The sequence below is a fragment of the Dactylosporangium aurantiacum genome (assembly GCF_000716715.1).
GTDB lineage: Bacteria > Actinomycetota > Actinomycetes > Mycobacteriales > Micromonosporaceae > Dactylosporangium > Dactylosporangium aurantiacum.
This window is the reverse complement of record NZ_JNYJ01000026.1, coordinates 1-21,771: the sequence shown is the minus strand read 5'-3', so window position 1 is coordinate 21,771 and position 21,771 is coordinate 1. Positions and strand designations below refer to the sequence as shown.

Here is a 21,771-nt window from a genome sequence, read left to right as displayed (position 1 = left end):
CCCCCGCACCGTCACCAACCGCTACCCGGTGAGGCAGGAACGCGACGCATGGTCTTCACACGTCAGGTCGAGCGAGACGAACCGGCGACGCGGGGCGATGCCGTCACCGCGCACCGGACGGCGATCTGGCGCTCCGGCTGGTGGCCGGCGGCGCTGGTGCTCCTCGCCGGTGCCGGGCTGCTGCGCTACTACGACGTGTCCCTGGCCACCTACGCGATCTTCGTCGGCTACGTCGGCCTCGGTGTCACGCTGCCGGGCCTGCTGCTGTGGCGGCTGGTGCACCGCGGATCCCGCTCGATGGCCGAGGATGCCGCCGCCGGCACCGCGATCGGTTTCGCGATCGAGGTCCTGGCCTACATCCCGGCCCGCGCGGTCGGGGTCCCGCTGGCGGCGCAGGCGGTGCTGCTGCTGGTCATCGCCGTGTTCGTCGCGGTTCCGGGGCTGCGGCGGTACTGGCGGGGCGCGGGCCCGGCCGGCCGCGCACCGTTGGCGTGGTCGTGGACGTTGGCGGTGATCGCCCTGATCATGCTGGCCTGGGCGACGAAGTACTACCGCCATCACGGCACCGGCTGGCCCAGCTACGGCCGGATCGACATCGACCTGCCGTTCCACCTGGCGCTCATCGGCGAGTTCAAGCACCACATGGACTTCGTCACGCCGTGGGTGACCAGTGAGCCGATCCGCTACCACTGGTTCGCCTACGCGGAGATGGCCTCGACGAGCTGGGCGACCGGCATCGAGCCGTTCATCCTCGTCACCCGGCTCACGCCGCTGGTGATGACCGTGGCGTACGCGGTGCTGATCGCCTCGTTCGGCCGCCGGCTGATCGGCACCTGGTGGGGCGGCGCACTCACCGTGCTCGCGACGTTCTTCGTGCTGTCGCCCGACCCGTACGGGTGGGTGTTGTCGTCCTTCTACCGCGCCTACGGGTTCGACCCGACCGAGGACGGCTCGAACCTCGCGCTGTACCTGTGGACGAGCCCCACCCAGACGTTCGGCGCCCTGCTGTTCGTGCCGCTGATGCTGGTGCTGCTGGACCTGCTGCGGGAGCACGGGAACGACCGGCGGCGCTGGGTGCTGTTCGCCCTGCTGCCGGCCGCGGTCATGGGCGCCAAGGCGACGTTCCTGCCGACGCTGCTGTGCGGGCTGCTGCTGGTCATCGGCGCGCAGCTGGTCTTCCAGCGGCGGCTCAACCGCGTCGCGCTCAAGGCGCTCGGCATCGTGGTCTTCTGGATCCTGTTCGCGCAGTTCGTCCTCTTCGGTGGAGAGAGCCAGGGCCTGAGCCTGCGCCCGCTGGAGGCGATGCGGCGAACCGCGATCGCCGTCAACACGAACTACGCCGCCGATCCGAAGCTGTCGCGGCTCGTCGTGCTGTGCGCGCTGACGGTCCTGTGCTGGGTCTTCATGTGGGCCGGCGTCGCCGGCCTGCGCCGCCGGGTGTTCGACGCCGAGGTGCTGCTCCTCGCCGGACTCGGCCTCGCCGGGATCGGCGCGCTGCTGCTCACCGCCCACTCCGGCGGGTCCGAGAGCTACTTCCTGACGGGTGCCCGGCCGTACGTCGCGGCCGCCGCCACCTGGGGCCTGCTGCTGCTCCTGCCGGGGCTCACCTTGCGCAAGGCCCGCCCCCTGCTGGCCGTCGCGGTCGCCGGCATCGTCGTGGTCTACCTGATCCGCGCCGTCGACGGGGACTGGGCGCCGTGGCACAACACCACGTACAGCGCCGAGCGGCTCACGATCAAGCTGGTCTACCCGTACGCGGCCCTGGCACTGGTGGCGCTCGCGGCCGTGGCGGCGATCTGGTGGTACCGCCGCAGGATCCCCACGGGCACGGCCGTCGGGCTCATCGTCGCCCTGCTGCTCGGCTTCTCCCTGCCGACGGCGTTCACCCAGCTCACGTATGTCGTCACCGACGGGCATGAGCGCGGCTGGAGGAACCGCGCCGAGCTGTGGCCGATCGTCACCGAGGGCACCGTGGAGGCCGGCCGCTGGCTGCGCGGGAACTCCTCGCCCGGCGACCTGGTCGCCACCAACGCGCACTGCGTGTACCTCCACTTCGGCAAGAACCTCGGCTGTGACCGCCGGCATTTCGGCATCGCGGCCTACACCGAGCGGCGGGTCCTGATCGAGTCCTGGGCCTACACCGCCGCGGCGCACGAGCAGGAGATCAAGCAAGGCGTGCCGCAGGAGCAGACGACGTACTGGGACCCGTCCCGCCTGATCGACAACGATGCCGCGTTCACCAACCCGTCGGAGACGACGATCGGCCGCCTGCGCGACGGGTACGGCGTCAAGTGGCTGTGGGTCGAGGACGTGTCGAACTGGTACTGGACCAGCGACCCACCGTCGGCGGACGAGGTCCACGTGTCCGCCGACCTGGGCAGGTACGCGACACTGCGGTTCCGCTCGGGTCACGTGGCGGTGTACGAGATCCGCTGAAGCGACGTGCAGTCGCATCGTCAGAAGGGTCGATGCCCGGAAACGTGATCGCGCGCTACTGTGTGTTCGTGCTTACTGCCGACAATGACACCGTCACCGTACGTGATTATCGTGCCGGTATGAGGTCTGGGCGCGGTGCGGCTTCCTGAGCACGAACGGTCGAGAGCGGTCCTCGTCGGCGTCGGTCACTACCACTCCAGCCGGCTCGCTGACCTTGCATCGGCCGTCACCAACGTACGGGACCTGCGCGACGTCCTCACCAGCGCCTCGCTGTCGACCTTCTCAGCCGAAACCTGCGAGGTGATCGAGGACCCGCAGAGCACCAACGATGTGCTGGCGCCCATCAAACGGGCGGCAAGCGAGGCGAGGGATCTGCTGCTGGTCTACTTCGCGGGCCACGGCCTCCTGCTTGGCGACAGCGGCGAGCTGCACCTGGCGACCGGTGAGGCATCCGACGACGAGCAGTGGCGCAGCGTGCCGTACCGCTACCTCGCGGAACTGCTCGGAGGCTGCGAGGCCGCCACCAAGATTGTCATCCTGGACTGTTGTTACAGCGGCTGGGCGTTGAAGCTCCCGATCGCCGTCCCCGGTGGCCTCGGCGTTGAGGGCACCTACGTGATCACGTCGAGCTCATGGACACGGCGTTCGCTCGCGCCTGAGGGCATGCGCAACACGGCGTTCACCGGCCAGCTCCTAGAGCTGATGCGCGACGGCCTCGAGGGCGCCGGCGACCTGCTCCCGATGCGGACGCTGTTCAACCACGTCCGGAAGCGACTCGCAGACGCCGGATATCCGGCTCCGCAGCAACTGGACGGCAACACGGCCGGTGCGATGGCGCTGGTACGCAACGTGCACCCGTACGCCACTGGACGCCCGAGCACCGAGCTACGTGCCGCCGTCCGCGAAGAGATACCTGCTGCCTTACGGTCGTCCCTCGACGACATCCGTCAGGCAGTCGCGGCGCAGTCCGCCTTGAGGGTCCTGGGCCGGTCAGCCGAAGAAGATCTTTGGGCGGCCCTGGCCGCCGTGCCGCCGATGGAGCCTGCCGTGCTGCACGCGATCTGGGAGCGTGCCTTGGCGCCGATGACCGTGCGACCGTCCACCGCCGGCTTCACGACGCTCGCCCAGTTGGTGCAGGCGGCCGGGGAACTGGCACATGCCGGCGACCCGGCACATCACCCGCTGTTCCGTTGCGTCGCGGAGATCCTGGCGCGGTGCCCCACTCGTGCCGCAGCGTCCGCGCTCGCCACCTGGGCGGACCGGCATCGTCCCGGACCATCCGTCCCGGGTCCGCGCCTGACCGAAGACCGCCGACCGGTCGACGCGGCCGTCGTGATCCTGCTGTCGCCGGCGGCAACGCCGGAGCGGCGCGGAAAGCGGTACCACGCCGCGATCTGGCTCTATACGGACACCGACGGCTTCACCGCGTGGTATCCGGACCCGGCACGCTACCCACACGCGGGACAGATGACCGTCAAGGACGCGCAGGCAGGGCTCGGCACGGTGCTGTACGACGCGCTCGACCGGCTCGCCCGCACCGCCGGCGACACCCAACCGGTCATCGAGTTCGTGCTGCCGCAGGAGCTCTGGGACCTCGACGTGGAGGAGTGGCGGATCGGGCCGCAGCGCAGCAAGATCGGCCTGCAGTACCCGACAGTCGTGCGCTCGCTCGAGCGGCTGCGCCAAGTTGAGTCGCACCAGCGCTGGCAGCAGCAGTGGGCCGCCGCCGCCACCCAGCTCGGCGACCGCGGCCGGCCGCGGATCACCTGCCGATCGTGCAACGCCGCGATGAACACGCTGGCGTTTCAGGACTTCCTGCATCGCACGGACCAGCATGGCGCGGTCGTGCTGCTCGAACGCCACGGGCGTGGCGGACGCAACCGCGAGTCGCTACGCGCCGGGCTGGCCGCCGGGGTACCCGGATTCCTGCTGCTACGGCCCGGTGCCTCCGTTGTGGCCGAGGCGTGCCGCGGAGATCGATTCCATCGCAAGATCGCCGAGTCGTTCGCCGCGGGTACCGCGGCGGAACTTCCGCATCTGACGCTGCGGCTGCGCAGGAGCGCCAGACCGCCCTTCGACCAGGGATTCGTGCTGCTCTGGGACGACCCGGGCCGACGCCCGCACCTGGAGGCCCCACTTGTCGCCCCTGCCGCACGGCCGTTGATCTGAGCTTGAGGAGGACCCGTGAACTGGCACGTTTTCCGTGGCGACGCCACGCCGCACGACGGCATTCAGGATCTTCCACCGCCCCCGCCCTGGCGGACGTTCGACGGTGAGGTGGACGACGACGCCGCACCCGGTGCGACGGTACGAGCGGTCCACCAACGACGCGGTGCCGTGTACCGCAGCGAAAGCCGGGAGGAGATCGATGCGGTCAACGCGGCGCTCGCGTTGCGACGGCCGCTGCTGCTCACGGGGAGCCCGGGAGCCGGTAAGTCGTCACTCGCCTACGCCGTGGCGTATGAACTGCAGCTCGGGCCGGTGCTGCACTGGCCAATCATCAGCCGCAGCACGGTCACTGACGGGCTGTACCAGTACGACGCACTGAGCCGGGTCCAGGACGCGACGCTCGCGGTCGGCGGCGATATCGGCGCGTACATGCGCCTCGGACCGCTGGGAACCGCGCTGCTGCCACGGCGGCGCCCCCGCGTCCTGCTCATCGACGAGATCGACAAGAGCGACATCGACCTTCCGAACGACCTGCTCACCATCTTCGAGGACGGTGAGTACACCATTCCGGAGCTTGCTCGTCTCGCCGAACGCCAGCCAGAGGTTGAGGTCGCATCCGCCGACGCCGACGACCGGGTCGTGATCCGGCGGGGACACGTGCGCTGCCGGGAGTTTCCGTTCGTGGTGCTGACGAGCAACGGCGAGCGCGAGTTTCCGCCGGCGTTCCTCCGTCGCTGTATCCGGTTGCGGCTGCCTCCGCCGAGCGCGCAGCAACTGGCCCGCATCGTCGAGGCGCATCTGGGCGACGACGCCGTGGCGGCCAGCGGTCCGATCATCGAGCGGTTCCTGGCCGTTCGGGGCTTCGGTGACGTCGCCACCGACCAGCTGCTCAATGCCATCTACCTCACGGGCCGGCACGCGGACGGTGACGACCGCGGCCGGGAACGCGTCCTTGACCTGCTGTTGCAGGCATTGGACCCGGCATGAGCCGATGACCATCGAACGCGTGATCCGCACCTTGAGGCGTCTCGATCTGGATCTCGACCCGGTGGAGGTGGCCGAGGCGCTGTGGCTTGCGGCGTTGCTCCCGGCCGGCGATCGCGACGCGTCGCCGGCATCCTCGGATCCGGAGTCCGCCGACGACCCTGCGTCAGCGCGGTCGCCCGCGGTGCCCGCCGCCGCGACGCCACACGAGGCCATGACCGATGTCGCCGAAGCCAGTTCGTTGACATCGCATGGTCACGCCGACCGTCCCGGTGCCGGCACGGACCTCGGAGAGCGGGTCCAGATGCGGCAACGGGCCACGCCACCGCCGCCGGCATCGGTCGAGCTCGCGCGGGCGCTCCGCCCGCTCAACCGCCGGGTGCCTGACAGCAGGCGTGTGCTCCTGGACGAGGAGGCCACCGCACGGCAACGTGCCGACTACGGGTTCTGGTTGCCGCTGCTGCGGCAGGTCGACCGTCGCTGGCTGGACCTGCTCGTCGTCACGGACGCCTCCGCATCGATGGACATCTGGCGTGCCTGCGCCGACGACCTGCGGGTGGCGCTGGGCCGCTCCCGCATCTTCCAGAACGTCCAGCATCGGTACCTGCATGACTCGCCGACCGGTCCGCGGCTGTCGGTCGACGCGGCCGGCACGGTCATCCGAACCCGGCGTGACATCGTGCAGGACACGCACCAGCGCGCCATCCTGGTCCTCACCGATGGCGTCGGCGCGTTCTGGCGCACCGAGCCGGCCGGGCAGCTGCTGCGTTACCTGGCGCAGCGGGCGCCGACCGCCATCGTGCAGCCGCTGCCGCAGCGCCTCTGGCCACGAACCGCCCTGTCCCCGCAGATCGGACGGCTGGCCACCTTCGGGCCACCCGCGAACAACCGCGCGTTGCGCTTCACACCGTCCAACGGCCAATCGCCGCCCGGCGACCCTGTCCATTTGCCGGTCTTCGGGCTCCAGCAGCGGTGGCTGACGAGTTGGGCGGCGTTGATCGCCGGTTCGAGTCTGTCGGAAGCAGCATCACTGGCCGTCAGCGAGCATTGGGGTCAGGCCGCCAGCCACAACCTCGGCGTCGACACAGGCGACACCGACGCTGATGCCCTGCTATCGCGGTTCCGGTCTTCGGCTTCACCGACGGCGCTCCACCTGGCTGCACGCCTCGCCGCCGCGGCGCCGCTGACCCTCCCGGTGATCCACCACATTCAGCAGGCCACCGTGCCCGCCGCGGGTCTGCCCGAGATCGCGGAGGTGTTCCTCGGCGGGCTCCTGCACCACATCACACCCGCGGACCGGTCCGATCCGGACTCGGCTGAATACGACTTTCGACCGGGAGTGCGGGAGCGACTGTTCGACACCCTTCGCCGCCACGAGGCCGGCGAGGTCTCCAACACCCTCCTTTCCGCCGTAATCAGGCAAGAATTCGCGCCACCGGACGCACCGATGCCGGACCGATTGCCGGCGCGGCCGGTCGCTGCCCGGCCCGTCATGCTCTCCACCGGCCCCCTGATCCAGATGGCGGAGTGGACCCTGCGCCGCCTCGCCGGCAACGGCGCCCCGCAGCCGGCCATCGAACGCACCGCAGCGAAGAGCTCCGCGCTGAGGCTCGAGGGCCGCAGCGGCTTCGCCGGGCTGTTCCGGCTCGACACGACGAAGTATCAGCGACCGGTTCTGGCCGCCGCCACCGACGGCGTCGGCACGAAACTGGCCATCGCCCGGGCCCTGGGCGTCCACGACACCGTCGGCATCGACTTGGTCGCCATGGTCGTCGACGATCTGGTCGCCAGCGGCGCGGCACCGCTGTTCCTGTCCGACCATGTCGCCAGCGGCGAGTTCGTGCCGGAGCGGGTCGCCGAGATCGGCGCCGGCATCACCGCTGGCTGCCGGTACGCCGGGTGCGTCCGGCTGGGCAGCAGTACCGTCGAGCTGCCCGGCATGCTGCGGCCCGACGAGTACGACCTGTCCGCCACCGCCATCGGCGTCATCGACGAGGGCACGATCCTAGGCCGTCACCGGGTCAGGGTCGGCGACGCGGTCATCGCCTTGCCCTCCACCGGGCTGCACGCCAACGGCTACTCGCTCGTTCGGCACATCCTGGTGGGCACCGGCCGCTTGCGTCTGGACAGTATCGTCGACGAGCTCGGCAGCCAACGAACCTTCGGCGAGGAGCTTCTGACCCCGGCCCGCATCTACGCCAGAGCATGCCTCGACCTGTTGTACGAGACGGATGTCCACGCGTTCGCCCACATCACCGGCGGCGGCGTCCCCGGCAACCTGGTCCGGGTCCTGCCCGACCACGTCGACGCCGTCGTTGACCGCAGGACGTGGCGCCCGCAGCCGATCTTCGACGTGATCCGCACGGAGGGCTCCATCGAGGACGTTGAGATGGAAAGCACCTACAACATGGGCATTGGCATGGTGGCCGTGGTCGCGGCCGACGACGTCGACCGCACGTTGGCCCGACTGGCCGGCCATGACCTGGACGCCTGGTTGGTAGGCCAGATCGTCAAGGGCACGGGATCCGTACGCGTGGTGGGCAGGCACCATCGATGACCCCCCACGGTCGCCGGGCTGCACGCAGACGTTCTTTTCCCCGCCGTTGTGTGCGCCCCACAGCCATCCGTAACAGCTGAGGCCGGTCTATCTGGTCCGGTCGGCGTCGGTGGGTTGGACACGGAGGAGGTGGCGCCGATGTCGCGCAGGCCGGCCAGGATGCCGTAGAGCTGGGCCTGATCGGCGACGGGGCCGGTGAGGACGCTGGTCCCGTCGTCGCGGTGGACGATGCTGAGGCCGCCGAGCCGGCCGGATCATCTGGCGTCGAGGTGGCCGGCCACGTGGATGTCGTAACTGGTGCTCACGGCGCCGGCCGGCGGCGGATGGCGTACCCGGCCACGGCGAGGGTGATCAGCCAGCCGGCGACGACCAGGCCCGCGGCCGACAGGACGCGACCGGCGCGCCGGTGCCAGTTCGGGTGGTCGCGCCGCAGCCGCGGGACGAGCTGGAAGGTGCCGGCGAGAGCGTAGACGCCGGCGGCGACGATGTGCGCGATCAGCGGCGCGGGGGAGCGGAAACGGTCGGCGGAGGGGACGAGCTGGGGGCGTGACGTAGGCCGGCACGTCGACGTCGTCGAACAGCACCCGCCGGGGCGGCGGCGGGCCTGGCGCTCCACCTGTGCCGGCTCCTTCGGCTGGTGGTTGTGCTGCGGTCGGGGCGCCCGGGCCTCGACCGGCCGGTAGGCCGGCGCGCCGCCGTCGAAGCCGGCCGCGATCACCGTGACGCGCACCTCGTCGCCGAGCGCGTCGTCGATGACCGTACCGAAGATGATGTTGGCGTCCGGGTGGGGCGCGTCGGTGACCAGCTGCGCCGCGTCGTTGATCTCGAACAGGCCGAGGTCGGAGCCGCCGGCGATGGACAGCAGCACGCCCCGCGCGCCGTCCATGCTCTGCTCCAGCAGCGGGCTGGAGATTGCCGACTCGGCCGCCTCGACGGCGCGGTTGTCGCCGCGCGCGCTGCCGATGCCCATGAAGGCGCTGCCCGCGCCGCTCGTGACGCTTGTGACGTCGGCGAAGTCGAGGTTTGGTCAGACCGGGTGTGGTGATCAGGTCGGTGATGCCTGGGCGGCGACCTTGCGGGCTTGCTTGCGGACGCCCAAGGGCCAGCCAGTACGCGGCCTCGGGTCACCGTCTGTCGCGGGCCGCCGGACTACCGGGTGGTAGGGCAGCGGCCCGGTCGGTATGCTGCGGACGCACAATTTCGATCGCTAGCGACCTGCGGGGGTCTCGTGGCAGACGAGTTGGCACAGCGCATGTTCGCCCCACCGGTGGAGCCTGCCGGGGAAACGACTGTCGATGGCGGGCCGCCGACACCCGCCCGGATCATCGAGTTGTTCGCCGGTTTCATGGTGTCGAAGACGTTGTTCGCGGCGATCGAATTCGGCGTCTTCGCCGCTGTCGGGCCGGACGGAGCGACCCCGGCGGAAATCGGGGAACGCTGCTCCATCCCGGAGCGCAGCGCCCGAGCGATCGCTGACCTGATGGTCGACGCCGGGCTGCTGGTGCGGGACGGCGAGCGATTGCGCAACGCGCCCGACGCCGAGGCGTTCCTCGCCGGCCGCGGACCGTTCGACATGCGGCCCCTGGCGCGGTACTGGGACACGGTGAGCTATCCGACGTGGGTCAACGCCGCGACGGCCTTCCGCACCCGGCGGGGCGTGCGCGGCGACCTCGATGAGGGGCAGGCCGAGGCGTACGAGTCGGCCGTCGCGCTGGTGACCGCGGAGACCGCCGCAGACTTCGCCCGGGAGTACGACTTCGGCCCACACCGCCGGGTGCTCGACGTGGGCGGCGGGCTGGCCACCTTCCTCAAGCCGATCCTGGAGCGCTACGCCCACCTGACCGCGACGCTTGTGGAGTTGCCAGACGTCGCGGCCGTCGTCGCACAGCAGACCGCAGCCGGCCCGCTCGCCGCACGCCTGGAGGCTGTTGGCGCCGACTTCTTCGCCGATCCACTGCCCACCGGCCACGACGCCATTCTCGTTGCGAACGTGGTGCACCTGTTCAACCCGGAGCGCATCGTTCAGCTGCTGCGTCGGCTGCGCGACGTGGTGACCCCGGACGGGCGCCTGATGCTCGTGGATTGGTGGCGCACGGACGCGGCTCCGCACCCGTCGGCCCGGTTCGGCGCCGGCGAATTCCTCATGATCAGCGGCGGCGACCTCTACCAGGTGGACGATGTCGCCCAGTGGCTCGGCGCGGCCGGCTGGCGATTCGTCGGCCTCCAGCCGCTCCCGCCACCCTCCGGGGTCATCGTCGCCGAGCCGGCCTAGATGAGTTGCGGACCGCCGTAGGTCAGCTCGATGCGGCCGACTCGAGTGCTCGCGTACCTTGTCCGCGAAGCACCTCAGCCGCCGGTCGCGCTTTGCCGTCGGCGGTCACCAGGGTCAGGTGGCACAGGGCACGGCAACGACCATCGTGATTGCCGACCGCAGCGTGCGGTGCTCAGCGCGCGCTGCGAGGTCCGTCGCTCGCCGTGTATCACCGGCGGACGCCATAACGCTCGCGAGCTGGCGGCGCTCAGTCGGCCGCTGGATGCCCGGTGCCGGCGATCCGCAGCTCGAGTGCTTGGGCGTGCAGCCGGGTCCTCATCTCCCGCGGTCCCGCGATGCCTCGGCACGTACCGCGGATCGAGTTCGCGCAACGCGTGCGATGTGCGTGCGGGCACGGGCCGAGGTGGTCGCAGAGGCTCGAAGCGGACAGTTGGCGCAGCGTCGCGGCTGCCGCGCCCTTTGTGGTCAGCGTGTCGATGGCGGCGGTCCGCCCTCCTCGGCAACGGAATCTACGCTTTCCGGTCAATCTCGGCAGATGGCGGCTGTGTTCGTCGCACTGCAGCCGGGTGGACTGCCCACATAGTAGAGGACCAATGCGGTGTGACTGATCAAATTGGCCTTCGTGAGTGATCAGGCGGGCGATGGCACTGCGGAGGCGTTGCCACCTGCGGGCGGTCGAGCAATCAATGCATACCTGGAGTACGGACGTGACCCTGGCTCGCCGTCTAGGCTTCGTTGGATCTCCGGCCGCCGTCGGGACTGCCGGAGCTCGGAGCTATTCTCAGGATTTGTCAGCAGGCCGATATTGGATAGCGAGCAGGGCCCCGAGGCGAGGACGGCCGACACGTGCCTGATGATCTGTTGTACGAGAGCGGCCGTACGCGGGTATTCCGGGTCGCCTCGGGTCCGACGCGACCCGGAGCGATCCGAAAGGAACTGACCGGCCCGGGTGCCGTCGAGCGGCTGCGCAATGAGCTGACCATGCTCGGCCGTCTGGCCGGCGTGCCGGGTGTACCGCTACTGCTGTCCAAATCGGATGATCAACAGGTCCTGCTCATCGACGACGGCGGCACCGCGCTCGCCGCCAGCATCGTCCGGGCGCCCATGGGCGTGCCGGAGCTGCTCGACTTCGCCGTCGAGCTCACCGAGGTGGTGGCCGCGATGCATCGGCGCCGCGTCGTGCACAAGGACATCAATCCGGCCAACGTCGTCGTGGTCCGGCGCGAGGCCGGACCGCGCCGCCCGATCCTCATCGACTTCGACCTGGCCAGCACGTCGGCGGAGGAGCGACCGGGCTTCACCCACCACCGGGACATCATCGGCACCCTGCCATACATCGCACCCGAGCAGACAGGACGCACCGGCTGGCCGGTCGACCAACGAGCGGACCTGTACGGCCTGGGCTCCACCCTCTACGAACTGGCGACCGGATCGCCGCCGTTCGGGCACGGTGACGATCCGCTCCGGCTCACCCATGATCTGCTGACCCGGACCCCAACGCCGCCGTCGGAGGTGAATCCGGCGGTGCCGGCCTCATTCTCGGCGATCGTCGCGCACCTCTTGGAGAAGGAGCCCGACCGTCGGTACCAGAGCGCCGAAGGGGTACTGCACGACCTCCGCCAGCTCCGCGACCACTACGCCCGCGGCACGGAAGGCACCCTCGAGATCGGGCGGCGTGACTTCCCGGGGCGGTTGCAGGCGCCCGCACGGTTGGTCGGGCGGTCGGCCGAGATCGAGTCGGCGCGGCGCGCGTTCAGCGAGTCCGTCGCGGGCCGCTGTCCCGGCGCGCTGATCAGCGGCGATTCGGGAGTCGGCAAGAGCAGCCTCATCGACCGGCTCCGCCCGATCGTCACGGAGGCCGGTGGCTGGTTCGTGTTCGGAAAGTTCGACCAGTTCCGGCAGGGGCCGGGCTCGGACGGGGTCCGGCAGGCCATGCGCGCGCTCGCCCGCATGCTGCTCGCCGAACCCGAAACCGAACTCGCCGCGGCGCGGGTGCGGCTGCATGAGGCACTCGGCGCCGACGCCGCCGTCATGGCCGCCGACCCCGAGTTCGGCGCTCTGCTCGGCGTGTCCACCGGCACCGGTACGACCGATCCGCGCACCGCGCAGGCCCGGCTGGTCCAAGCCGGCCTCGCGGTGCTGAAGTCGCTGGCCGGTCCGCAACGCCCGATCGTCATGGTCATCGACGATTTGCAGTGGGCGAGCCCGACCGCGCTCGGACTGTTCGACGCCGTGTACAGCTCCGACGGCCTGCCCGGCCTGCTGCTCATCGGCGCGTACCGGCACAACGAGGTAGACGACACGCATCCCCTCGCCGCGGCCCTTCCACGCTGGCGGAAGCAGGCCCGGCCGCCGGTCGACATCACGCTCGGCAACCTCGGCCCGGCGGACGTCTGCCAACTGCTCGGCGAACTGCTGCGGCTGCCGGCGCACGACCTGGACGCGGTTGGGGCGGCGATCCGGGAGCGCACCGACGGTAACCCGTTCGACACCGTGGAGCTGGTGAACGCCCTGCGGCGAGAGGGCGCGCTGGTGCCCGGCGAGAGCGGCTGGATCTGGGACCCGGCGGCGCTGCGCCACCACGTCGGACGAGGCGACGTCGTCGAACTCATTGAGGCGCGGATCGCCGCGCTGGCCGATCAGACGCGTGAGCTGGTGTACACCATGGCCTGCCTCGGTGGCGACGTCGAGCTCGGCCTGCTCCGCGCGGCCATCGGCGATCCGGCGGACGCGGGAGGCCAGCTGACCGGGATGTTGGCCCCGGCTCTGGAGGACGGCCTGCTGGTGACCGAGCACGGCGCCGCGACGTCGGTGCGGTTCCGGCACGATCGGGTCCGTCAGGCCGCATACGCCGGCATGAGTGCGATGGTCCGGCCGGCCCGGCATCTCGAGCTTGCCCGGATGCTGGCCCGGTTCCCGCAGTTCGAGCCGGTCGCGGCCGAGCAGTACCTCGCGGCGATCGACGAGGTGACCGAACTGCGCGAGCGGCAGACGGTGGCCGAGCTCTTCACGGTCGCCGCCGCCAGGGCCCGGCTGCAGGCCAACTACGACCTGATGGACAACTATCTGGCCGCGGCCGAAGGACTGCTGGCGCCCGACCCGGGGACCGACTCCGGCCTGCGTCAGCGACTGGGGATCGAACGCCACACCGCATTGTTCGGCTCGGGTCGCCTCGACGAGGCGGACGAGCTCTACACTCGGGTCGCGCCCACGATCGACCCGGTTCAGCGGGCTCAGCTCGCCGTGATCCAGATCAGCAGCCTCGCCCACCGCGCTCGTCCGCAGGAGGCGGTGGAATTGGGCGTCGGCCTGCTCGCGGACCTCGGACATCCGGCGCCCGCGCCAGCCGACCTGCCCGGCGTGATCGACCGCGGGATCGACGCGCTGCGCGCCTGGGCGATCAGTGGCAGCGCGGCGGACGACCTGCGCCGTCCGGACAACGAGGACCCGCGGGCGGTGGCCATCGCCAGCCTGATCTACCGCCTGATCCCGGCCTCGTTCTTCTGCGGGTCGCCGCTCATGCCGTGGTTGGTGACCGAGGCGCGCCGCCTGTGGGACGAGGGCGGGCCGTGCGCCGACCTGGTCGGCGCGCTGGCGCACGCGCCGTATGTGACCGTCCCGTCGCGCCAGGACTATGCGTCGGCGTACACCGCAGTCCGCCGCGTGCTGGAGGTGAGTCACGCTCGCGGATATGATCCGGCCGCCGGACAGGCCGAGTACATCTTCGCGATCTGCGCGGCGCCGTGGTTCGAACCGCTCGAGGACACGATCCGTCATGCCCGCCAGGCCCGGGAACTCCTCCTGCGCGGCGGCGACCTCTACCACGCCTGCTTCACCTACTACGCCTCGATTCCTCAGCTGCTCGACAGTGCCCCGGCCCTGGCCGACGTCGTCGCCGAGGCCGAAGCCGGGCTGTCCTTCGCGGCCCGGATCGGTAACGAGTGGGGCGCGACGACCATCCGGGGATGGCCGCAGGCCGCTCGGGCGCTGCGCGGCGAGACGGCCGTCCTGGGCGGCTTCGACGACGCCAGCTTCAAGCTCGACGAGCAGCTCGCCGCGTTCAGCGACAACCCGATCGCTGCGGTGAACCTGCGCGCCGCCCATGCCCTCGTCTCGGCCATCTTCGGCGATGCTGACGCTTTGGTCGAGCACTCCGGCGCCGCGGTGCCGATTCTGCCGTTCGTGGTGCCGACCCAATCGATGACGCTGGTACTGCTGATGCACGGCCTGGCCCTGGCCGAACGGGCCCGGGTGGCCGACGCGGCGCAGCGGGCGGCACTGCTCGCCGAGCTCGACGAGCGCCGCGCCTGGCTGGCCGGGCGGGCGGCCGACTGCCCGGCCAACTTCCTGCACCTGCGTCGCCTGCTGGACGCCGAGCGGGCCTGGGCGTCCGGCGATGCGATGGGCGCATTGCGAGCGTTCGACGCAGCCCGCCGTGAGGTGGCCGGCCGGCAGCGACCGTGGCAACGTGCGTACATCACCGAACGCCTGGCGAAGTGCCTTCTCGCCCACAATATGGAGTACACCGGCCAGGCGACCCTGCACGAGGCGCTGCACCTGTACCGGGAGTGGGGCGCGGCGGGCAAGGTCACGCAGTTGGAGCAGGACTACCCGTTTCTGGCCGGGGTACGCGGGAGCGCGGCCGCGGTGACGTCGACCGGGCCGTTCAGCGGGAACGTCTCGGCCAGCACGATCGACATGCTCGCCGTGGTGCGCGCGTCGCAGGCGCTGAGCTCTGAGACTACGCTGGCCGGGCTGCAGGATCGGGTCACCGAGGTTCTCGCCGCCATGACCGGCGCCAGCGGGGTGCGGATCGTCCTGCGCATCGCCGACGCCAGTGGCTGGGTGCTGCCCCACCCCGTCGGGGACGGACACAACGTGCTGGACATCGACCACCCCGATGTCGCTGCCCTGTTGCCGCTGTCCGCGTTCCGCTACGCCGAGCGGACCCGCCAGCCGCTGCTCGTCGAGGACGCCACCCGCGACGACCGGTTCAGCCGGGACCCTTATCTGCACGACGTGCCGGTGTGCTCGCTGCTTGTCGTGCCGATCCTCAGCCGCGGCGAACCGCGCGCAATGCTGTTGCTGGAGAACCGGCGCATCCGCGGCGCGTTCGGCCCGAACCGGCTGGACGCGGTCGAGCTGATCGCCGGGCAGCTGTCGGTGTCGCTGGACAACGCGTTGCTCTACGCCGCCCTGGAAGACAAGGTAACCGAGCGCACCGAGGCGCTACGCGCCGCGAACGAACAACTCGAACTGCTCGCGATCACCGACCCGCTCACGGGGCTCGCGAACCGCCGCAGACTGACCGAGGCGCTGGACCTGGAATGGCACCGGGCGATCCGCCTACGCACCCCGGTCGGCATCGCGATCATGGACATCGACCACTTCAAGAAGTACAACGACCATTACGGCCACCTCGCCGGAGACGACTGCCTGCGCCGGGTGGCCGCCACCATCAGCCGGTCGGTGCGGGACGCTGACATCGTCGCCCGGTACGGCGGAGAGGAGTTCATGGTCGTGCTACCCGGTGCCGATCTGGCGACCGTCGCCTCGGCGGCCGAGCGGATCCGGGTCGCCGTCGAGCGCCTGGCCGAACCGCACGAGCTGGCCGACACGGGCCTGGTGACCCTGAGCATCGGGTTCGCCGCGGCCGAACCCACCAGATCGAACCACCACGAGCAGTTGACCAAACTTGCCGACGCCGCGCTGTACGAGGCGAAGCGGGCGGGCCGCAACCGGACTTGCGCGGCGCCGCTGCTGCCACGGTCTGGATGAGACCGGCGCACCCAGGCGAGCACCACGCGGCTGCTCAAGCATGGCCCAGGACCCGGAAGATACTGCACTGGCTCACCGAGGTGTACGAGACCGACGCCCGTAGCGAAGCTCAAGAAGCGGAACAGCGTCACCAGGGCCTGGATCATTGACAACTCGGCGGCGGCCGGTTCACGTGCAAATCTGCCGGGTCGGCTGGACTGCAGCACGTGATACCGCGCTTCCGCCCGCTCAAGCTGCCCGCCCAAATCTTGACCGTGCTTGAGCACGTCGCTGGAGCCTCCGACGACCGGGGGTCAAGGGGTCGTGGGTTCGAATCCCGCCGTCCCGACAATTTGAGGGTTTCCGCAGGTCAGGCTACCTGCAGAGATTCTCTTTAATCTGAATGTCGGGTCAAGCATGTCGCTGCTGGACCCCTTTACTCAGCTTGTTCGGTTCCAAACGATCTGGATCCGGGTGTGTCCTTGCTGGTCGCGGGCTTGTGCTCCCGTATCTGCCTTGCGCGGGCCAGCGATTAGACACCTTGACGTTGCGCCTGAACGAGTCAAGGTGTCTCGCCCCTTCGGATCATGGCGCTGGGTGGTCCGTTGCGGGCACGCACCGCTCTCGATTGCGTGTAAAGGAATCCGTGTCGGCGCCCTCGAAGTGGAGTGCATGGCCCGGGTACGTTGCGCTGGGCGTTCCCACGTCAGGCAGCCTTGAACGATGAAGTACTCGAGCCGTCGGCGTCCGGTCCTGCCACCGCGGTCGGCGTTCGCCGGGTTCCGGTTCCCGCCCGACGTGATCGTGGTCGCCGTCCGGCTGTACCTGCGGTACAACCTCTCCTACCGTGATGTCGAGGAGGTGCTGCTTGAGCGGGGTGTAGAGGTCGACCACGTCACCGTTCCCGTTGGGTGCAACGCTTCACGCCGCTGTTGGCTGACGCGGCCCGGTTCTGCCGGCTCGCACCCGGTGGCAGGTGGTTCGTCGACGAGACCTATGTGAAGGTCAACGGTGTCTGGCGGTACGTGTACCGGGCCGTCGAACAGGACGGTCAGGTCATCGACGTGCTCGTCTCCGTCCGCCGCGACGCCACCGCGGCGCGGCGGTTCTTCCGCCGGGCGATGACCACCCTGAAGGTGCGACCCACCGAAGTCGTTACCGACGCGGCGCCGGTGTACCCGGCAGTTCTCGACGAACTGGTCCGGTGGGCCTGGCATCACGTCGAACGGCATGCCAACAACCGGATAGAAGCAGACCACAGTCAGCTCAGGCACCGGCTCAGACCGATGCGCGGGCTACGGACCGACCGGACCGCACAGACGATCATCGCCGGACACGCCTTCATGCAGAATCTCCGACGCGGCCACTACGAACTCGGACTCGACGCCCCGCGGGGTCTCCGTGTCGCCGCGGCGTTCACCGAACTCACCCACGCCATCTGAAGACCGGGCTCCGGCAACTCGCTCGACCGCGCCCTCCGATCGGCAAATGCAACAGCGCCGCCTGGAACTTTCAACAGTTACATCCGGCTGGCTACGACGGATGACGCCAGCGGGCGCGGGGCATGACCCGCCCGCACCCGTGCCGCGTCACTGCGCGGGGTCGGCGTGTTCACCGCGGGTCCCGTCCGGCTCGACGAGCGGGATCTCCGCGGTCAGGGTCGTTCCCTGTTCCGGCGGGCTGACGAGGCTGAACCGGCCTCCCAGCGCCTCGACGCGGTCGCGCAGGCTGACAAGCCCCGTGCCACGGTCCGGATCGGCGCCGCCGACGCCGTCGTCGCTGACCGACAGCCAGACGCGCCGCACGTCCGCGCGCACCGTGACGCGGGCGACCGATGCCCGTGCGTGCTTGGCGATGTTGGACAGCGCCTCCGAGACCACGTAGTACACTGCCACGTCCACCCGCTCGGGAAGCCGGTCCGGGACCCGCAGCTGCAGCTCGACCGGCACGATGCTGCGCCGGGCCAGCGCGCGCAGCATCGGGCAGATCCCGCCCTGGGTAAGCAGGGCCGGGTGAATGCCGCGGGCGAGGTCGGTCATGGACTGGTGGATCTCGGTGAGTGTCCGGACGGTGTCGGACATCAGGTCCCGCATCGCCGACCGGTCGTCCAATGCCGACTTCTGTGTCATGCGCAGCCGCAGGGCGAGTGAGACGATGCGCTGCTGCGGCCCGTCATGCAGGTCGCGCTCGATGCGTCGTCGTGCGTCATCCGCCGCGGTGACCAGCCTGACGCGGGATGCGATGAGCCGGGCGCGGTTCTCGGTGTTCGCGATGGTGGTGGCGACGAGCTCGGTGAAGGCCTGCAGGCGTCGCTCCGCGTCGGCGGGCACCGGCTCCGGCCTGTACGACACGATGCGCGTAACACCCCAGGTCGCGCCATCGACCACGATGGGCACGCCGAGGCCGCGGCGGATGCCGCGGGTCCGCAGCTCCTCGGCGATCGGCCCGGTGGAGGTGTCGTAGTCGATCCGGGCCGTGCGGCGGGTACGTAAGACCGTGCTGACGACGTTCTCACCGGCAATGGGCAGTCTCGGGCGGTCGGGCATCAGCCGCCCATCGTCGTCGCGCTCCGAGACCACCGTGACGGTACGGTCCGGCTCGTAGCGCAGCAGTGCGGTGTGGAACCCCTGGAACAGGCGGTGCAGTTCGGCTGTCACCGCCGCGAAGACCTCCTCGGGCGGCCCGCCGTTGGCGACCATCGTGGCTACCCGCCGCAGTGCTGCCTGCTCCGCCAGCAGGGCCTGAGTCGCCTGCTGGCTGGCCCACAGGGTATCGATGAGCTCCTGGCGGCGCACCGCGGCGCGAACGATCTCCGTCAGTGCGGGGCCCAGCCGGTCGCGGAGGCGTTCCAGCGTCGCCGGCGGGGTGTCGTCCGCAACGACCAGCCGCCCGGGACGGCCGTCTTCGACGCCAAGTTCGAGCGTGGTCGCGCCGGCGATCTCGTCCGGGCCCGATGGGTCGCCGACCTCGATCGACACGCGGGAGAGGCCGAACCCGGCGGCGAGACACTCGGATCCGGCCCGCAGCCCGGACGGCAGTTCGTCCTGGCCGAGGACGCGGCGAGCGACTTCGGCCGCGATGTCCGCCTCGGCCGCCCGCAGTTGCGCCTCTATCGCTCGCGCTTGCGCCTCTATCGCTCGCGCTCGAGCGAGGTCGGCCAGCCCGGCGCTGGCCAGCGCCACGAACCCGAAGATCACGGCCCGCTGGAGGTCCTGGTCCACGCTCAGGTGCAGCCCGGCCGGCGGTAGGTAAAAATAGTTGAACATCAATACGCTGGCCAGCGCGACGCCGATGCCGAGCCAGACGCCCCACACGGTCGTCAACGCGACCACGCCGAGGATGTAGACGGCGGCGCTCGGCTGACTCCGCGGGTAGGCGGCATGCAGCACCGCGATCACAGCGGTCTCGGCGATGACGACCACCGCCGCGACGATGACGCCGACGATGAGCGGCGGCGGCGTCGCCGGCAGCAAACACGACATGAGCCGATGCCGGACACCGTCGGTCACCGCCACGCGACCTCCCGGTAGGCGGGTCGCGGCACTGGGCCGTGTCCGCACCGGTCCTGCACGCACACGTCCGACCGTTCGCCTTCCTGACGATGCTCACCACCACCCGATACGGGTGACATCGCGCCGACGCTGCCCCGGCGCGCTGCACGCGGCTCGAGACCGCACTCGGAAGAGGACGGCGTCGGGGGAGTAAGAACGGGCCGACACGGCCGATATCGGGCGCCGCGGCGGCCACCGGCGGGCCTTCCGACCGGCGGGCGGCGGACCACCGGGCGAGCCGACGCGGTCACCGGTCCGGTAACCGCCGGGTGGGTCCGGCCAGGAACGCTGCCTCGGCGGCGCCGGCCACCATGACCGCGAACGGCTTCGCCGGCGGTGCGCGCCGGCGCGGAGCCGGGCGACGGCTGGCGGGCCGGTGGTGTCGCCTGCCAGTTACTGGCCGCCCGGCCCTTTGCAGGCGGGGATGCCGCCAACGCGCACAGGGCATGGCGGCGGAGGGCGTCATCGCCACGAAGCTGCCCGTCCCCGCAACAGCCTCACCCGCGCTACATCAGTCGTGTGAAGACCGCTGCCGGGGAAGAGCCCTTACGGGCGACCTCAACGCGCGGAGGCGGCGCAGACTGCCGCACCACCCGACGGCGCAGCCGCAGCCGGTCCTGCTGGTCGGTGTCGCCGCAGATACCGACCAGCCCCCGCGGAGCCCGCGACGGCCGGCAGCAGAAGCCACAAGGAGGTTGACATGGCAACGGCCAAGCACTGAAGTGTCGACCTCTACATCGGGGAGAATGACGGCCGGACGTACGCCGAGGCCCTGTACGGTGCCGAAACTGTGTTTCGGGTGTGAGCTGAAAACCGCAGCATCCTCGGCACTCTCACCGTCCCGCGGGACGCCTTGACGACCTCGCTGCCGCCTACCACGCCATCGGCGCTGTTCCTGCGGCTCACGTATGCCAGGCCCGACCTGGTCCGCACTGCCGGTCTACCCTTCACCCGGCGACGGATCCGTACCGACACCATCAACGCAGTGTTCCTGACCCACACCATGCACTACGACCTGGTACAACCCGAGCGCCGGCAGCGCATCGGCACGGCAGCCAGCTATACCGAACTGCTGAACACGCTGTACGGCACGACGCCACGCTAGACCGTCGGCGCTGCAGACCATCAGCTCGATCAAACTGGAGGCAGCGTCGACGCGTCAGGCCAGTTGGACCATCCAGCCTGGTCGTTGGCAGACCGTCTGAGCCGAAGACCTGGCTGCCACACCAGGGCCGCGACGAGCCCGCAGCGGCTGGGGCCCAACAGCACGGAATTTCAACCGTTCCTGAGCCCTCGCACCAGCCGGCGGTACATCGGCCGCAGATCGACGTCCGTCTCAGCAAGTGCATCGGGGTCGACGGCCATCATCGCCGGCGCCTCGGCGAGCACTTCGATGCGCCGGCCGAGCGGCGGCGTGACCGCGAACGTCGACGCGGTGCGTGCCACGTCGACGTCGCACCGTTCGGGCACCGACGCCGCGTTCGTGGTCCTCGGCGAGGTTGGTGGACGCCTGCTCCTCACCGACCCGCTGGCCGGGGTTTACCGAGATAGTCTTGACGACGTCGTTGTTGCGACTGGTCTGCATCCGCTTGTCCGCGGAGGGTTCGAAGACGGCGACCATCGTCGCGAGCGTGCACGCGACGGTGCCGGTGAGCGCGGCGCGACTCGGGTCCCGGGCACCAAACCGGGCCGGTTCAAGAGGCACCAGCGCGGCGCGCTGCGCTGGATCGAGCACCGCCCAGAGCGGGGCGCCGCTGCGCAGGTACCGCCGCCGCAGGAGCCCGGCGAAGCCCGAGTCGGCGGCGAAGCGCTCGTCCAGCACCACGACGTGCGGCCGGGGCACGCCCACCGCGTCGGCGACCCGGTCCGTCAGCGCGTGCAGCGCGGGGGTATCGGCGCGGCGGGCGGTGACGGCGTCACGTGGCAGGGCGGCCGGCCAGGGCAGAGTCAGCCCTCCGAAGAGGGGCAACACGGCACCGGGCCGCAGCGCCACGCTGGGGAACCGCACGGTGCACGGCCAGGCACCGAACACCAGGGTCGTGAAG

At 70.4% G+C, this 21,771-nt stretch carries 9 protein-coding genes and 4 pseudogenes; 9 read left to right on the top strand and 4 right to left on the bottom strand.

Annotated features, from left to right (window positions below):
• Window positions 1-48 precede the first annotated feature (48 nt).
• The 5 genes and pseudogenes from OP18_RS27800 to purM all read left to right on the top strand — a co-directional run.
• On the top strand, window positions 49-2,436 hold the full coding sequence (locus OP18_RS27800) for a hypothetical protein (protein ID WP_033362024.1): 2,388 nt from the start codon (window positions 49-51) through the stop codon (window positions 2,434-2,436).
• Between the two features lie 135 nt (window positions 2,437-2,571).
• Window positions 2,572-4,605 carry a caspase, EACC1-associated type gene (locus OP18_RS27795; RefSeq protein ID WP_033362023.1) on the top strand — a complete coding sequence of 678 codons (2,034 nt, stop codon included), beginning with the start codon at window positions 2,572-2,574 and terminating at the stop codon, window positions 4,603-4,605.
• Window positions 4,606-4,620: 15 nt separating this feature from the next.
• Window positions 4,621-5,592 (top strand): AAA family ATPase, encoded by a 972-nt coding sequence (locus OP18_RS27790; protein WP_033362022.1) that lies wholly within the window; start codon window positions 4,621-4,623, stop codon window positions 5,590-5,592.
• Window positions 5,498-6,979, top strand: a pseudogene (locus tag OP18_RS61965) (SAV_2336 N-terminal domain-related protein); the annotation flags it as partial. The gene OP18_RS27790 and the pseudogene OP18_RS61965, both read left to right, overlap by 95 nt.
• Window positions 6,980-7,204: 225 nt before the next feature.
• Window positions 7,205-8,146 (top strand): annotated as a pseudogene (gene purM, locus OP18_RS55590) (phosphoribosylformylglycinamidine cyclo-ligase); the annotation flags it as partial.
• 301 nt (window positions 8,147-8,447) lie between these two features.
• Here purM and OP18_RS62345 read toward each other — a convergent pair.
• Window positions 8,448-8,762, bottom strand: coding sequence for a DUF2306 domain-containing protein (locus OP18_RS62345; RefSeq protein WP_169788968.1), 315 nt, complete (start codon window positions 8,760-8,762; stop codon window positions 8,448-8,450).
• A pseudogene (locus tag OP18_RS51460) lies at window positions 8,683-9,207 on the bottom strand (cell division protein FtsZ); the annotation flags it as partial. The gene OP18_RS62345 and the pseudogene OP18_RS51460, both read right to left, overlap by 80 nt.
• A gap of 167 nt (window positions 9,208-9,374) precedes the next feature.
• Between OP18_RS51460 and OP18_RS27775 the strand changes: the two are divergent.
• The 3 genes and pseudogenes from OP18_RS27775 to OP18_RS51455 all read left to right on the top strand — a co-directional run bounded on the left by OP18_RS27775 (window position 9,375) and on the right by OP18_RS51455 (window position 17,617).
• The gene (locus tag OP18_RS27775; RefSeq protein WP_156089831.1) at window positions 9,375-10,418 is read left to right on the top strand and encodes a methyltransferase; all 1,044 of its coding nucleotides are present in this window, start codon (window positions 9,375-9,377) and stop codon (window positions 10,416-10,418) included.
• A gap of 846 nt (window positions 10,419-11,264) precedes the next feature.
• The gene (locus OP18_RS27770) at window positions 11,265-16,196 is read left to right on the top strand and encodes a diguanylate cyclase (RefSeq protein WP_063745609.1); all 4,932 of its coding nucleotides are present in this window, start codon (window positions 11,265-11,267) and stop codon (window positions 16,194-16,196) included.
• Between the two features lie 702 nt (window positions 16,197-16,898).
• Window positions 16,899-17,617 (top strand): annotated as a pseudogene (locus OP18_RS51455) (IS6 family transposase).
• A gap of 147 nt (window positions 17,618-17,764) precedes the next feature.
• Here the strand turns inward: OP18_RS51455 and OP18_RS53165 are convergent.
• Window positions 17,765-19,690, bottom strand: coding sequence for a DUF4118 domain-containing protein (locus OP18_RS53165; protein WP_052387446.1), 1,926 nt, complete (start codon window positions 19,688-19,690; stop codon window positions 17,765-17,767).
• An 889-nt stretch (window positions 19,691-20,579) separates the two neighbouring features.
• Between OP18_RS53165 and OP18_RS57645 the strand changes: the two genes are divergently transcribed.
• Window positions 20,580-20,831 carry a hypothetical protein gene (locus OP18_RS57645; RefSeq protein WP_156089830.1) on the top strand — a complete coding sequence of 84 codons (252 nt, stop codon included), beginning with the start codon at window positions 20,580-20,582 and terminating at the stop codon, window positions 20,829-20,831.
• 231 nt (window positions 20,832-21,062) lie between these two features.
• On the opposite strand, the gene OP18_RS27755 is transcribed toward OP18_RS57645, so the two are convergent.
• A complete protein-coding gene (locus OP18_RS27755; protein ID WP_156089829.1) occupies window positions 21,063-21,719 on the bottom strand; it encodes a M48 family metallopeptidase in 657 nt (218 codons plus the stop codon).
• Between the last annotated feature and the right edge of the window lie 52 nt (window positions 21,720-21,771).

Bases quoted from the DNA above. Each gene is read 5' to 3' on its own strand.
- OP18_RS27800 (WP_033362024.1), top strand. From the start codon at position 49: ATGGTCTTCACACGTCAGGTCGAGCGAGACGAACCGGCGACGCGGGGC.